This window comes from Microbacterium fluminis, from assembly GCF_051549805.1.
In the GTDB taxonomy this organism is placed as follows: domain Bacteria; phylum Actinomycetota; class Actinomycetes; order Actinomycetales; family Microbacteriaceae; genus Microbacterium.
In genome coordinates this window covers 3,156,923-3,171,412 of record NZ_CP196042.1, presented here as the reverse complement: position 1 = coordinate 3,171,412, position 14,490 = coordinate 3,156,923, and the positions used below count along the sequence as shown (strand labels likewise).

General features: G+C 69.8%; 13 protein-coding genes and 2 pseudogenes. 6 read left to right on the top strand and 9 right to left on the bottom strand.

What is annotated here, in order from left to right:
- Positions 1–20: 20 nt before the first annotated feature.
- From ACSJDX_RS15350 to ACSJDX_RS15325, 6 genes and pseudogenes are all read right to left on the bottom strand, one after another.
- Positions 21–1,020: pseudogene (locus tag ACSJDX_RS15350) on the bottom strand (IS481 family transposase).
- Between the two features lie 141 nt (positions 1,021–1,161).
- Positions 1,162–2,395, bottom strand: a pseudogene (locus tag ACSJDX_RS15345) (IS3 family transposase).
- Between the two features lie 45 nt (positions 2,396–2,440).
- Complete coding sequence (locus ACSJDX_RS15340; RefSeq protein ID WP_438353499.1) at positions 2,441–2,677, bottom strand: hypothetical protein; 237 nt, start codon at positions 2,675–2,677, stop codon at positions 2,441–2,443.
- The gene (locus ACSJDX_RS15335) at positions 2,674–3,027 is read right to left on the bottom strand and encodes a VOC family protein (RefSeq protein WP_438353498.1); all 354 of its coding nucleotides are present in this window, start codon (positions 3,025–3,027) and stop codon (positions 2,674–2,676) included. Before ACSJDX_RS15335 ends, ACSJDX_RS15340 begins: the two co-directional genes overlap by 4 nt.
- A 94-nt stretch (positions 3,028–3,121) precedes the next feature.
- A complete protein-coding gene (locus tag ACSJDX_RS15330; protein ID WP_438353497.1) occupies positions 3,122–3,985 on the bottom strand; it encodes a helix-turn-helix domain-containing protein in 864 nt (287 codons plus the stop codon).
- Positions 3,986–4,567, bottom strand: coding sequence for a PadR family transcriptional regulator (locus tag ACSJDX_RS15325; RefSeq protein ID WP_438353496.1), 582 nt, complete (start codon positions 4,565–4,567; stop codon positions 3,986–3,988).
- A gap of 198 nt (positions 4,568–4,765) precedes the next feature.
- Here ACSJDX_RS15325 and secA point away from each other — a divergent pair, with 198 nt between their 5' ends.
- Both secA and ACSJDX_RS15315 read left to right on the top strand, forming a co-directional pair.
- A complete protein-coding gene (gene secA, locus ACSJDX_RS15320) occupies positions 4,766–7,582 on the top strand; it encodes a preprotein translocase subunit SecA (RefSeq protein WP_438353495.1) in 2,817 nt (938 codons plus the stop codon).
- 70 nt (positions 7,583–7,652) lie between these two features.
- Entirely contained in the window at positions 7,653–8,879 is a 1,227-nt protein-coding gene (locus tag ACSJDX_RS15315) for a pyridoxal phosphate-dependent aminotransferase (RefSeq protein ID WP_438353494.1), read from the top strand.
- Positions 8,880–8,995: 116 nt separating this feature from the next.
- On the opposite strand, the gene ACSJDX_RS15310 is transcribed toward ACSJDX_RS15315, so the two are convergent.
- Positions 8,996–9,433, bottom strand: a complete 438-nt coding sequence (locus ACSJDX_RS15310) for an Rv3235 family protein (protein ID WP_438353493.1) — start codon at positions 9,431–9,433, stop codon at positions 8,996–8,998.
- A gap of 129 nt (positions 9,434–9,562) precedes the next feature.
- Between ACSJDX_RS15310 and ACSJDX_RS15305 the strand changes: the two genes are divergently transcribed.
- On the top strand, positions 9,563–10,165 hold the full coding sequence (locus tag ACSJDX_RS15305) for a hypothetical protein (RefSeq protein ID WP_438353492.1): 603 nt from the start codon (positions 9,563–9,565) through the stop codon (positions 10,163–10,165).
- Positions 10,166–10,211: 46 nt separating this feature from the next.
- On the opposite strand, the gene ACSJDX_RS15300 is transcribed toward ACSJDX_RS15305, so the two are convergent.
- Positions 10,212–10,493, bottom strand: a complete 282-nt coding sequence (locus ACSJDX_RS15300) for a helix-turn-helix domain-containing protein (RefSeq protein WP_438353491.1) — start codon at positions 10,491–10,493, stop codon at positions 10,212–10,214.
- A gap of 99 nt (positions 10,494–10,592) precedes the next feature.
- Here ACSJDX_RS15300 and ACSJDX_RS15295 point away from each other — a divergent pair, with 99 nt between their 5' ends.
- The 3 genes from ACSJDX_RS15295 to ACSJDX_RS15285 are packed head-to-tail and all read left to right on the top strand — an operon-like array spanning position 10,593 to position 14,014.
- Positions 10,593–11,219, top strand: coding sequence for an SAF domain-containing protein (locus ACSJDX_RS15295; protein WP_438353490.1), 627 nt, complete (start codon positions 10,593–10,595; stop codon positions 11,217–11,219).
- Complete coding sequence (locus tag ACSJDX_RS15290; RefSeq protein WP_438353489.1) at positions 11,216–12,475, top strand: AAA family ATPase; 1,260 nt, start codon at positions 11,216–11,218, stop codon at positions 12,473–12,475. Before ACSJDX_RS15295 ends, ACSJDX_RS15290 begins: the two co-directional genes overlap by 4 nt.
- A gap of 48 nt (positions 12,476–12,523) precedes the next feature.
- Positions 12,524–14,014: a sensor histidine kinase gene (locus ACSJDX_RS15285; protein WP_438353488.1), complete on the top strand. Its 1,491-nt coding sequence runs from the start codon at positions 12,524–12,526 to the stop codon at positions 14,012–14,014.
- Between the two features lie 55 nt (positions 14,015–14,069).
- On the opposite strand, the gene ACSJDX_RS15280 is transcribed toward ACSJDX_RS15285, so the two are convergent.
- Positions 14,070–14,318, bottom strand: coding sequence for a WhiB family transcriptional regulator (locus ACSJDX_RS15280; RefSeq protein WP_018171995.1), 249 nt, complete (start codon positions 14,316–14,318; stop codon positions 14,070–14,072).
- Positions 14,319–14,490: the final 172 nt, after the last annotated feature.

The window sequence follows — 14,490 nt, the reverse complement described above, 5'->3', positions numbered from 1 at the left end:
GGACAGGACGCCCGGGCGCCCTAGCTGTAGGAGGTCAACACGTTATTGACGCGTGCGGGTGTCGCGGATGCTGGCGGTTGTCCGCCGTGTGCGCCGTGGGGGCGATGATAGTTGTAATGCTGGTTCCAGATCTTGAGTGCGGCGGCGCGCTCTGTCTCTGAGTGCCAGGTGCGGGCGTAGAGGAACTCTTCGGCGAGGATGCGGTTGTATCGCTCGATCTTCCCGTTGTGACGCGGCGTGTACGGGGTGATCCGCTGGTGCCGACTCTCACCGACCGCTTCGGCGAAGGCGTTCGCCCGATAGCAGGAGCCGTTGTCTGTCACGATGCGTTCGATCTGTGTGATGCCGTGGGCCGCGAGCCACGATCTTGCTCGGTCGAGAAACGCCACGGCCGTGACGGCTTTCTCGTCGGGCAGCGCCTCGGTGTAGGCGAGTCGGGAGTAGCCATCGATCGCGGAGTGGAGGAACACGTAGCCGGTCTTTACGCCGCGTCTTCGACCGGGCTACCTCCTTGGCCTTGACGCTGTTCTTGCCGTGCACGCGCCAGCCGCCCCCGTCAGGAATACGGCCGGTCTTCTTCACGTCGATGTGCACCATGTGGCCGGGGCGGTTGGCGATGATTTTTCTCGCCTCACGGTTGTTCTCGCCGGTGGGGTCCATGAACTTTCGCCGGTTCAGCCCCAGCTGGGCCAGCAACCGCGTGATCGTGCGGCGGCCGACCGGTGTGCCATCGTGGCGGAGCTCGAAAGCGATGCGGGATGCGGACCACTTGTGCTCGCGCCGCATCTGCTCGATCCGCCTGACGAGCTGCCCCGGCGTAGCCGTTGGCTGCCGTGCCGGAGCGGATGAGCGATCGACCAGGCCGAGTTCACCGAACTGCTTGTACCGGTTTACCCACTTGGAGGCGGTCGCGCGGGAGATGCCCATCTCAGCGGCGACGTGAGCGATCGGACGCGTGCGACACCGAACGACCAATCGCATGCGTCCTTCGGGAGTCAAGGGCGCGTTTGCGTGCGTCATGTGCTCGCCAGGTCCGCTGCTGCGCGGCTGAGGTTCTGGATCTGGTGCAGGGGTATCCCCGCGTCACGGTGGATGCGCATCCGTCGCATGCCGCTGGGGCCGTCTCCTTCGAGGAGGCCTGAATCGGCCTGACTTTCGTTCCTATCGGGAGCCTTGTCCGGCAGGTGCCGGTTGGGCTGATTCCAGGTCAGCGTAGTATGCGTTCTCGACCTCGATCGGGGTGCGCATGTCGAGCTCGCCGTGGAGGCGCTGGTTGTTCCACCACCACACCCACTCGAGCGTCGCGAGTTCGACCTGCTCGACGGTCCGCCACGGTCCGCGCTGACGGATCAGCTCGGTCTTGTAGAGGTTGTTGACCGCCTCTGCCATCGCGTTATCAAACGAGTCGCCGACGGTCCCCGTGGAGGGGACCGCGCCGAGCTCGACGATCCGCTCCGTGTAGACCATCGCGGTGTAGTTCGACCCATGGTCAGCGTGATGATGAGCCCGTCGAGCCGTCCGCCGACGCCCCAGGCGGCCATGTCGAGCGCCTGCATCGGCAGGATCTCGGCGCGCAGCGTGGATGCGACGTTCCAGCCGACGATCCGCCTCGAGTAGACGTCGGTGACGAACGCGACGTACGCGAAACCGGACCAGGTGGCGACATACGTCACGTCACACACCCAGAGCCGTCGCGGCGCCGGCGCGGTGAAGCGACGGTTGACCAGGTCGCTCGGCAGCGCCACGGTCTTGTCGGAGCGCGTGGTGAATACCCGCTTCGACTTCCGGACGCCGCGGACCCCAGCGAGCCGCATGAGGCGTTCGGTCTGGTCGCGGCCGATGTCCCAGCCTTGCCGGCGCATCAGCGCATGCATCTTCCGGCGGCCGTAGACGCCGTAGTTCTCGGCGTGCAGCCTCGCGACCTCCGGGACCAGCAGCTCATCCTTCAACTGCCGCGCGGACGGCGCACGGCCGATGGCGGCGCGGTAGCCGCGGGAGGTGAGGAAGCCCTGCACTGCCGGTCGCAGGACACGGCAGATGAGCTCGACCCCGAAACGATCCCGGTGCTCATTGATGAACCGGATCATCTCGGTCAGGGGCGGTCGAGCTCCTTCGCGAAAAACACGCTCGCAGCCTTGAGGATCTCATTCGCCTTCCGCAGCTCGGCGTTCTCCTTCTCGAGCTGCTTGATCCGCTGCGCGGCCTCGGTCGCCCCAGGCTTGCCGCCGGCGTCGACCTCGTAGCGGCGCTGCCAGAGCCGCAGCGTCTCCGGGCTCATGCCCAGCAACCCCGCGACGTGACGGACCGCGCTCATCATGTTCGGGTGCGACGGCCGCGTCTCCGCGAGCATCCGCAGCGCGCGCTCACACATCTCCGGCGAATACTTCCTGTTCATCGAGTTCCATCCTTGCTTGAAGAACGGAACGAAAGTCAGGCCGATTCAGCCGTCGGGGTCTTCGAGTTCTGCGCCGCGATAGTAGAAGATATTGATCCATCCTTGTGCCGCGTAGAGCTTCACCACGGCGTGGCCGTTGAGGGAGAAGTAGGGGTGGCTCCACTTGATCGCTTCCTGGAACGGACCGCCTGCGCGAATCGCCGTGACGGTGGAAGTGAGCACCTCCGCCGGCCAGGGATGCGTAGCCTCAGCGAGGTAGCGGTCGACGTCGGTGCCGATCATGCGTCTTGGCTCAGGTGGACGCGGTTACCTGCCACATCACGCAGCGTGACCGCGGTTCCCCACGGCTGCGACTCCGGTTGTCCTTCAAACTCGATCCCACGCTCCAGCATCGCTTCATAGTCTCTGCGGCAGTTCTCGGTCGCGATGCTGAACATCGACAACCCGGCCGCCTGCCCACCTACAAGAACCTTCTCCTCCTCGGTCGTCGCGAGGTCGAGGTTGATCCCGAACCCAGGCTGCTCTGGATAGCCGACGAGGACCCAGCGGTAGTCGCCGAGCCGCTTGTCTTCGAGCAGGCTCATGCCAAGCTTGCCGGTGTAGAAGCCGACCGCCTCATCGAGGTCGTTCACGAGGACTTTGAATAGTGGGATCGATGGCACGGGTAGCCTCCTCAAGTGCGGGTGGTGATGAACAGCGGACCCAGCCTCGCGTCACCCTGGGCCCTCAGTCTTGGACCAATGCGACCTTCCCATCCGGATCGATCGTGTGCTGGAACTGCCTGCGATAGTCGCGTGGAGTCATCAGCGCGAACAAGGTGAAAGCGCGATTCATGTGCGGCTGGTCCGCGTACCCAGCCTCCGCCGCCACGCGGGCAAGCGGGAGATCCTTGTTCATGAGCAGGCGGCGGGCGCGTTCAAACCGGACGCGTGCGATCATCTGCGCCGGCGTCGCATCCAACACCTCGCGGAAGTCGCGCTGAAGCTTGCGCTGCGAGGAGGTGCACGCCGCCGCGAGTTCCGCCACGGTCAGCTTCGCGGCGTGGTCCGTGATCGCCCGCCCCGCCTCCCGGAGGGGTGCGGGACCGATCGTCCACGCCAGTAGGTGCGACAGCAGCACCCGGTTCAGCCCGTCCACCGGGTGCGCGGACGAGGCCGCGTCGCGGACGCCGGCGACAAGACCCGCGTCGAAGACGTCGTCTGCCGCTGCCCATTGTCGTCCGGCGAAGGCGCTGACGTCCCCGAACGGGGCCAGGCCCCACCACGGGAACCTGACGCACCAGACTTGCATGGCGCCCTCGGCTGTCAGAACGAGCGGACGGTCGAGCGTCCCGATCGCGACACATGTCGGTAGCTCAACGCCTGCGTCCCTGTAGGAGGTGGCAAGCTGGACGACCAGCTCGACCGTGCCGTCAGGCATCACCGTCTCGACATCCTCATCGCCGTACGCCCGCTCGTATGTCCACGCGCACGTCACCCACTCGGACAAGCCGGGATGGAGCCTTTCCTCCCGATAGATAACCGGAGCCACCCGATTATCATCCCGCTCGACGAGCCGCGCGCCCGTCAACAACCTCCTGGCCAGCAACACCTAGCTCCTGACGGGGCGACCGCGACGCGGACGCTGCGACGTGGGCGCGAGCGGAAGAGACGACCCCGGATGCTGCGCCAGCCGCTCCTCGACGCGGTCGAGCCAGTGCAGCTCGGCCTCGGCGGCGCAGACGAGCGCGTCCGAGATGAGCGCGCCGGCGAGCTCCGCGGGGTCGGCGGGGGAGCCGAGCGGCTCCCGGGAGAGGCCCCGCAGCCGTGCGGTGGAGGCGACGCGCTGAGCCCGCACGATCGCCGTCGCATCCGCGCCGGGGAGCGTGGCGGCCAGCGACACCTTCACGGCGAGCTCGTCGCGGGTGACGGCGGGGGCGTCCACGGGGGTGTCGAGCCATTCGCGCACGGCGGCGGAGCCGGCATCCGTGATCCGCCAGTAGACGTGGCCCTGCGCGTCGACCGCGTCCTTCTCGACGAGGCCGTCGCGCTCCAGGCGGTCGAGGGTGTTGTAGATCTGGCCCACGTTCAGCGGCCACGTGGCCCCGGTGCGGCGGTCGAACTCGGAGCGGAGCTGATAGCCGTAGCACGGCCCCAGATCGAGGATCGCCAGCAGGCTCTGCTTCACCGACACGTCGTCCCGCCTTCCATACCCGGTATTCAGTTTCTGAGCATACATTTCACCGGAGCCGGTGGGAGCCGTCGCGGCGTCCAGCGCACCTCAAGGTCACAGCCCGATAACATGGATGCATATGCCTGCCGCCGAGCGGCACGGCAACCGACGGCCGGAACGCGTGCGCGCACGTCACCCCCGACAGATGGAGATCGTCCCGTGGCAAACCCCCTCGAGAAACTGCTCCGCGCCGGCGAGGGTCGCATCCTCCGACGCCTGCAGCAGGTGGTCAAGGCCGTGAACGCCCTCGAAGAGGACTACGCCCAGCTGACCGACGAGGAGCTGCGCAGCGAGTCGGTCGAGCTGCGCGCGCGCCACGAGGCCGGCGAGACGCTCGACCAGCTGATGCCCGAGGCCTTCGCCGCCGTCCGCGAGGCCGCCAAGCGCACCCTCGGCCAGCGCCCGTACGACGTGCAGATCATGGGCGGCGCGGCCCTTCATCTCGGCAACATCGCCGAGATGAAGACCGGTGAGGGCAAGACCCTGACCGGCGCCTTCCCGGTGTACCTCAACGCGATCGCAGGCAAGGGCGTGCACGTTATCACCGTCAACGACTTCCTGGCGTCGTACCAGTCGGAGCTGATGGGCCGCATCTATCGCGCCCTGGGCATGACGACCGGGACGATCGTCGCCGGCCAGACCCCCGAGGTGCGCCGCGAGCAGTACGAGGCCGACATCACCTACGGCACCAACAACGAGTTCGGCTTCGACTACCTGCGCGACAACATGGCGTGGCGCAAGGAGGACCTCGTGCAGCGAGGTCACTTCTTCGCGATCGTCGACGAGGTCGACTCGATCCTCATCGACGAGGCGCGCACCCCGCTCATCATCTCCGGGCCGTCCTCGGGGGAGGCCAACCGCTGGTTCACCGAGTTCGCGAAGATCGCCCAGACCCTCGAGGCGGGCGAGGACTACGAGGTCGACGAGAAGAAGCGCACCATCGGCGTGCTCGAGCCCGGCATCGAGAAGGTCGAGGACTACCTCGGCATCGACAACCTGTACGAGTCGGCCAACACCCCGCTCATCTCGTTCCTCAACAACTCGATCAAGGCGCTGGCGCTGTTCAAGCGCGACACCGACTACGTCGTGATGAACGACGAGGTCATGATCGTCGACGAGCACACCGGCCGCATCCTGGTCGGTCGCCGCTACAACGAGGGCATCCACCAGGCCATCGAGGCCAAGGAGGCGGTGCCGGTCAAGGCCGAGAACCAGACCCTGGCCACCGTCACGCTGCAGAACTACTTCCGCCTGTACGAGAAGCTCGCCGGCATGACCGGTACCGCCGAGACCGAGGCGGCCGAGTTCATGTCGACCTACGAGCTGGGCGTGGTGCCCATCCCGACGAACAAGCCGATGATCCGCAAGGACCAGTCCGACCTCGTCTACAAGAACGAGCAGGCCAAGTTCGCCCAGGTCGTGGAGGACATCGCCGAGCGTCACGAGAAGGGCCAGCCGGTGCTCGTGGGCACCGTCAGCGTCGAGAAGAGCGAGTACCTGTCGCGGCTGCTGTCCAAGAAGGGCATCAAGCACGAGGTGCTGAACGCGAAGAACCATGCGCGCGAGGCGGAGATCGTCGCCCGCGCCGGTCGCCTGGGCGCGGTCACGGTCGCCACCAACATGGCCGGCCGCGGCACCGACATCATGCTCGGCGGCAATGCCGAGTTCCTCGCCGTCCAGGAGATGAAGGCCAAGGGACTCGACCCCGTCGAGACGCCCGACGAGTACGAGGCCGAGTGGGATGCCGTCTACGAGGGCACCCGGGACAGGGTCGCCGTCGAGGCGGCGAAGGTCGTCGAGGCCGGCGGGCTGTACGTGCTGGGCACCGAGCGCCACGAGTCGCGCCGCATCGACAACCAGCTGCGCGGACGATCCGGCCGTCAGGGCGACCCCGGCGAGAGCCGCTTCTACCTGTCGCTCACCGACGACCTCATGCGGCTGTTCCAGTCGGGCGCGGCCGAGGCGATCCTGAGCCGCACGAACTTCCCCGACGACGTCGCGATCGAGTCCTCGATGGTGTCGCGGGCGATCAAGAGCGCGCAGTCGCAGGTCGAGGGCCGCAACGCCGAGATCCGCAAGAACGTGCTGAAGTACGACGACGTCCTCAACCGCCAGCGCGAGGCGATCTACTCCGACCGCCGCCACATGCTGCAGGGCGACGACATCGCCGACCGCGTGCAGCACTTCATCGAAGACGCCATCAACGCCGTCATCGACGACCACACCGGCTCCGGTCACACCGAGAGCTGGGACTTCGACGCGCTGTGGACCGAGCTCAAGACCCTCTACCCCGTGAGCGTGACGATCGACGAGGTCGTCGCCGAGGCCGGCACCAAGGGCCGGATCACCGCGGCGGGCCTGAAGCGGGAGATCCTCTCCGACGCGCGCATCGCGTACGACAACCGCCAGGAGAGCCTCGGCGATGCCGCCACCCGCGAGCTCGAGCGCCGGGTCGTGCTGCAGGTGCTCGACCGCCGCTGGCGCGACCACCTCTACGAGATGGACTACCTCAAGGACGGCATCGGCCTGCGGGCGATGGCCCAGCGCGACCCGCTCATCGAGTACCAGCGCGAGGGCTTCACGATGTTCCAGTCGATGATGGGGCAGATCAAGGAGGAGTCGGTCGGCTACCTCTACAACCTCGAGGTCGAGGTGCGTCGCGAGGGCGACGAGGTCGCCCAGGTCGAGGCCAAGGGCCTGGGCGTCGCCCCCGTCGAGGGCCAGCGTCTGGAGTACTCGGCGTCCAACGACGCCGGCGAGGTCGAGGTGCGCAACGACCGCGGCCAGGTGCAGCAGGCGGCGACCGACCGCATCCGTCGTGCCGCCGCTGCCGCCTCCGCCGCGCCCGCCGCTCAGGCCGAGCAGCCCGCGACTCCCGCCGCGCGCGGGGCCTTCGGGCAGCGCACCGACGGCGCCGCCGGGCAGCCCGCCCCGCAGAACCGTTCGCAGCGCCGCGCCGCCGAGAAGAAGAAGTAGGACGGATGCCGCGCCCGCACGGGCCACACGCGGGCGATTGGCCGCATCCGCTCGGCATTATCCTGAGTCGATGAGCCCCCTCCGCCCCCTCGATCAGTCGGCCAAGCTGAAGAACGTCCTCTACGAGATCCGTGGACAGGCGCTCGTGGAGGCCGGGCGGCTCGAGGCCGAGGGGCACACGATCCTCAAGCTGAACACGGGCAACCCGGCCTCGTTCGGCTTCGAGGCGCCGTTCCAGATCGTGCGCGACATGATCGAGGCGATCCCGCAGGCCCACGGCTACAGCGAGAGCCGCGGCATCATGTCGGCCCGCCGTGCCGTGGTGTACCGCTACGAGCAGACCCCGGGCTTCCCCAAGGTCGACCCCGACGACGTCTTCCTCGGCAACGGCGTGTCCGAGCTGATCACGATGACGATGCAGGCGCTCCTCGACGAGGGCGACGAGGTCCTCATCCCGGCACCGGACTACCCGCTGTGGACGGCGATGACCAGCCTCGGCGGCGGCACCCCGGTGCACTACGTCTGCGACGAGCAGAACGGCTGGCAGCCCGACATCGAGGACATCCGCGCGAAGGTGACCCCGCGCACCAAGGCGATCGTCGTGATCAACCCCAACAACCCGACGGGGGCGGTCTACTCGCGCGAGGTGCTGGAGCAGATCGTCGAGGTCGCCCGCGAGCACTCCCTGCTGCTGCTGGCCGACGAGATCTACGACCGCATCCTGTTCGACGACGCCGAGCACGTCTCGCTCGCGACCCTCGCGCCCGACCTGCTGTGCCTGACCTTCAACGGGCTCTCCAAGACCTATCGGGTGGCCGGCTACCGCTCGGGATGGATGGTCATCACGGGGCCGAAGTCGCACGCCTCCGGCTTCCTCGAGGGCATCAACCTGCTCGCCTCGACGCGGCTGTGCCCCAACGTGCCCGCGCAGCACGCGGTGCAGGCCGCGCTGTCGGGGGTGCAGTCGATCGATGCGCTGATCGCCCCCACCGGTCGGCTGCACGAGCAGCGCGATGCGGCGTGGGAGGGGCTGGAGGCGATCCCCGGCGTCTCGTGCGTCCGGCCCGCCGGTGCCCTCTACGCCTTTCCGCGCCTCGACCCCGAGGTGCACGAGATCCACGACGACGCCAAGCTCGTGCACGACTTCCTCGTCGCCGAGCACGTGCTGCTGGTGCCCGGCACGGGCTTCAACTGGCCCGATCCCGATCACCTGCGCATCGTGACCCTCCCCGAGGCGCGCGTGCTGACCGAAGCGGTCGAGCGGCTGGGCAACTTCCTGGCGTCGTACACGCAGTGATCGGATGAGACGACGGATGCCACCGGCATCCGTCGTCTCATCGCGGTCCCCGTGGTGCAGGGGAAGACGTCCGGATCGGCCACTTCGTCGGGGCCGATCGGACGTCGGTCAGGGGGTCACAGGAGCGCGAGCGACGTGGCGCGCCAGCGGCGGTCCATGCCCTCCAGGCGCATCGCGACGGCGCGGGTGCGGGCGGGGCCGGCCACGATGACGACGGCCTCGACCACGCCGTCGGCGGGCGAGGAGTGATGCACCGAGAGGATCGCGTGCACCGGGCGCGAGGCCGGCACGCCCCGTGCGCTGCGCGCGCGGGTCGCGAGGTTGGCGCGGGTGACCAGCACACGGTAGGCGTCTTCGGTGAGCCAGCGCGCGAGCTGATCGACCTCACGCTGCCCCGACAGCACCTCGAGCACGCCGCGGGTGAGGTTGGTCAGCAGGGGCTCGGGGTCGGGAAGCACCTCCGACGAGGTGTGCTGCGGCGCGAAGAACTCGGAGAGCTCGACCGGGCCGACGGCTGCGGGGAGGCGGGCGGTGCCTGCGGGCGTCGGTGCCATCTCTGCGTCTCCAAACCGGTGTGTGATCTCGCAGAAGTACAACACAGGGGGAACTCTCAGGAAAGCATCAGGTTGCCGATGTGGATAACTTCTCATCGTTTCGTGACCTCGTGCTCTAGCCTTCCGAGCATGCGCTGGGACCGATTCTTCGAGGACCTCGAGGATCAGCTCGCCTCCGAGTGGGAGGCCGAGCGGGCCGCCCTCGACACCGAGGCGGAGCGCCTGCGCCTGGCGCGTGTGGCGATGCGCGAGCGACTGCGTGCGCTGGCCGAGCGCGAGCCGTCGGTGGCGCCGTCGTTCGAACTCGCGGACGGCACGGTCGAGGTGGCGCCGGTGACCGGCGTCGGGGCGGACTGGGTGGGGCTGGCACCCGCCGGGCCGCCCGGGGCGATGATCGTGCCGCTCGCGGCGATCGTCGCCATCGGGATGCCGCACGCCGAGCTGCTGCGCTCGGCCCGCGCGGACGGGGGCGCGGCGTCGACCCTCGGGGACCGCATGACGCTGGGCTTCGTGCTGCGCGACGTGTCGCGGCGCCGGCTGCCGGTGACGGTGTCGCTGCGGGGCGGGCGCGTCCTGACCGGCACCATCGATCGCGCCGGTGCCGACCACCTCGACCTCGCGCTGCACGACCCGGGCGCGGCGCGCCGGGCCGACGCGGTGTCCGGGCATCGGATGGTGCCGTTCGACGCGATCGTCCGGGTGCGCGTCGACGCCCCGGTCGCACTCCTCTGAACCCGTTCCCGACCTCAGACGTCGACCGGCTCAGACGCCGACAGGCTCAGTCGGGGTTGCGCACGATGCCGGCACCCCACAGCTCGGGGAAGCTGGCGGCGTTCGACTGACGCCACAGCGCCATGCGCCGGGCCTCCTCGGCCTGCTCGTCGAGGTAGTGCGCGACGCTGGCCTCCTCGACCCGCCAGCGGGCGGGGGAGCCCACGCGCACCCCGCGCAGCCGTCCGTCCAGAACGAGCTGGACGACTTCGTCGACGGACACGCCGAGCACCTCCGCGACCTGGGCGGGGGCCAGCAGACGCACGTCGGACGCCGGTGCTTCGGGCATGTCCCCATTATCGCGACACGTCCACCTCCCGGCCCCGCGGCGGGGCCGTCTGTGGATAACACGGGAGCCGGATCGGGCGACTGAGCCACGATGGAACGCATGACAGCACTCGAGCCCCCGCGTCGCCGGCCGCGCGCGTTCTGGAGCGACGCCCGATTCTTCCTCGGCATCGTGCTGATCGCGGCATCCGTCGCCGGCGTCTGGTTCGTCGTCGGGATGGCCCGACAGACCACTCCCGTATACGCCGCGGCGCGCACGATCGTGCCCGGGCAGACGCTCACCGCCGACGACCTGCGGGTGGTCGAGGTCGCGCTCGGGCAGCTCGGCGAGTCGTACGTCGGGGCCGACGCACTGCGCGCGGGGATGGTCGCCGTCCGCACGATCGCGTCGGGCGAGCTCGTGCCGCACAGCGCCGTGGGGGCGCCGGATGCCGCGACCACCACCACGGTCGTGCTGCGCAGCGCCGTCGACGTGCCCGGATCGGTCGTGCCGGGCACGACCGTGGAGGTGTGGGCGGCGCCGTTGCGCGAGCGGGGCGTCTACGACGCGCCGCGCATCCTCGTGGCCGACGCCACCGTGGTCTCCGTCACCCGTGACGACTCGATGATCGGCGGCGGCGCGGCGTCGCTCGAACTGGTCATCCCGCGCGCCGACGTGGCTGCCGCGCTGGCGGCGATGTCCGACCAGTCGGCGCTGTCGGTGGTGCCGTCGGCGGGCGGGCGATGAAGGTCGTCGTCGCCGTCGACGGGCACGCGGGCGAGACGCTCGCGGTCGAGCTCGAGCGCGAGGGGGCGACGGTGACCGCCGTGGTGCGGTCGTCGGCGCTGGTCACCCTCGCGCACCACGGGCTGCTCGGCGCCGAGGCCGACGAGCTCGCCGCACGCCTGGCCGACGCCGAGGTGGTCGTGCTGCACGTCGACCGCACCACCCTGACGGGCGCGACCGTGGCGCTGTGCGACGGCGCCGGCGCGCGGATCGTGCCGCTGTGCCCCACCGAGGCCGACGAGCGCCTCGCCGCCGCGTTCGGGCTGGGCCCGGTCCTCCCGCCGGGCGTCGAGGCCTGGCGCATCCTCGACGCGGTCGGCGCGGTGCCTCTCCCCTCGACCCCTGCCGCGACACGGCCGCAGCCGTCGTCCGTGATCGCCGTGTGGGGTCCGGCCGGCGCCCCCGGGCGCTCGACCGTCGCGATCGAGCTCGCCGCGGAGTTGGCTCGCGGCGGGCGCCATGTCGGACTCGTCGACGCCGACACCCACGCGCCGTCGCTGGCCCTCTCGCTCGGCCTGGCCGATGAGGGGCCGGGGTTCGCCGCAGCGTGCCGGCAGGCCGAGCTCGGCGGCGTCGACGCCCGCGAGCTCACCCGCATCTCGGTGCCGCTCGGGCGCGGCGGCGTCGACGTGCTCACCGGCATCAACCGCCCGTCCCGCTGGCCCGAGCTCAGCGAGTCACGTGTCGCCGCGGCGCTCGCCGCCTGCCGGGAGTGGGCCGACCACACCGTCGTCGACGTGGCCGCCCCGCTCGAGCGCGATGAGGAGATCGTGAGCGACCTCGACGGGCCGCGGCGCAACGCCGCCACGCTCGCGGCGCTGCGGGCCGCCGATCTCGTGGTGGCCGTGGCATCCGCCGATCCCGTGGGCATCTCGCGGTTCCTGCGCGGCTATCCCGAGCTGCGTGCGACGATCGGCACGACGCGGGTCGTCTCGCTGGTGAACCGTCTGCGGCCCGGGCCGCTGGGCCTCGACCCGCGCGGGCAGGTGCGCCGCGCGCTCGACCGCTTCGGCGGTGTCGAGGACGTCTGGTTCCTGCCGATGGACGTGAAGTCGACGGATGCCGCGACCCTCGCGGCGCGTCCGATCGCCGACGTGTCGCCCCGGGCGCCGTTCACCCAGGCCCTGCGCAGGTTCGTGGGCGATGCCGTCGCTCCGGCCGCCGACGCGTCCGCGGCGCCGGCGAGCTCCCGGCGCAGCCGCCGCCGCGCCGCCTGAGCCGGGGGGCCGAACGGCGCGGTCACCGCCCGGAACTAGGCTGGGGGAGTGTCGACGCTCAGCGATCTCGTCTACGCCCAAGGGCGCTCCACTGAAGCCGACGTCGAATGGCTGCACCGTCTCGCCGGCGACGGCCAGCTGCTGGCGGACCTGGCCTTCGCCGACATCGTGATCTGGGTGCCCACCGGCGACGACTCGTTCATCGCCGTGGCCCACACCCGCCCCGGCGGCGCGGCGACGCTGTTCTACCGCGACATCGTCGGCGACCGGGTGCGTCCGCAGTGGCGCACCCAGGTGCGGGAGGCGTACCAGAGCGGCACGATCGTCGACTCGGCGTCGCCCGACTGGTTCGAGGAGACCCCCACCCGCGTGCGGGCCGTGCCGATCGTGCGCAAGGGCACGCGCGACACCGCGCCGGCCGTCATCGGGGTGCTCACCCGCCACACCAATCTGGGCGAGACCCGCACGCCGTCGCGGCAGCAGATCACGTTCAACGACTGCGCCGACGACGTCTTCGGGATGGTCGCCTCGGGCGACTTCCCCGATCTCGACGCGCCCACCGCACCCCGCCGCGGGGCGCCGCGCGCCTCGGACGGGCTGATCCGTCTCGACGTCGACGGCATCACGACGTTCGCGAGCCCCAACGCGCTGTCGGCGTTCAATCGGATGGGCTTCGACGACGAGCTCGAGGGGGAGGCTCTGGTCGAGGTGACCACGCGCATCCTGCCCGCCAAGCGCCAGTTCGACGAGTCGCTGCCGCTGGTGGTGACCGGTCGCGCCCCGTGGCGGGCCGACATCGAGGCACGCGGTGTCGCGGTCTCGCTGCGCACCATCCCGCTGAAGGACCACGGCACGCGCATCGGCGCGATCGTGCTGTGCCGCGACGTCACCGAGATCCGCCACCAGGAGCAGGAGCTCATCACCAAGGACGCGACGATCCGCGAGATCCACCACCGGGTCAAGAACAACCTGCAGACCGTGGCATCCCTGCTGCGCATCCAGGCGCGCAGGTCGCACTCGGACGAGGCGCGGGAGGCGCTCACGCAGGCGATGCGGCGCGTATCGGCGATCGCGGTCGTGCACGACACGCTCTCGGAGGGCCTGGCGCAGAACGTCGACTTCGACGACGTGTTCGCCCGGGTGCTCAAGCTCGTGGCAGAGGTGGCGGCCGCGCCGACCACGCAGGCCCGGACCCGCTCGACGGGCCGATTCGGCACCCTGCCGAGCGAGTACGCGACACCGCTCGCCCTCGCCCTGACGGAGTTGGTCACCAACGCCGTCGAGCACGGTCTGGCCGGTCAGGAGGGCGACGTCGAGATCGTCGCCGACCGCACGGACGAGCGGCTCGAGGTGAAGGTGCGCGACAACGGCGTGGGCCTGCCCGAGGGCCAGGTGGGGCGCGGGCTGGGCACGCAGATCGTGCGCACCCTCATCCAGGGCGAGCTCGGCGGCACGATCGACTGGCACACGATCATGGGCAGCGGCACGGAGGTCACGATCGACATCCCGTTGCGTTACATCGACCGCTCGAAGAGCTGACACAGAAGAGCGGATGCCCGGGGTCCAGGCATCCGCTCCGACGCGGGGGCGCGGGTCAGCTGGCGCGGCGGGCGCGCGCGGCGCGGCGCTTGAGGGCGCGGCGCTCGTCTTCGGAGAGGCCACCCCACACACCCGAGTCCTGGCCGGTCTCGAGGGCGTACTGCAGGCAGATCTCGGTCACGGTGCAGCGGGCGCAGACGGACTTGGCCTTCTCGATCTGGTCGACGGCCGGACCGGTGTTGCCGACCGGGAAGAACAGCTCGGGGTCGACGGTCAGGCAGGCTGCTTTGTCGCGCCAGTCCATGGTGATGCTCCTTCTGACGAAGAGGATTCGAAGTTCAGGGTCCGATTCGGGTCCGTTACCCTGGTGGGATGTGCGAGCGATGCTCGCCCCACTTCGCTGTGGGAGCACACGGCTTGTTCAATCGTTCCATAGCACAATGGCGGAATCAAGAGATGTCCGGCAGGTTTCTGCC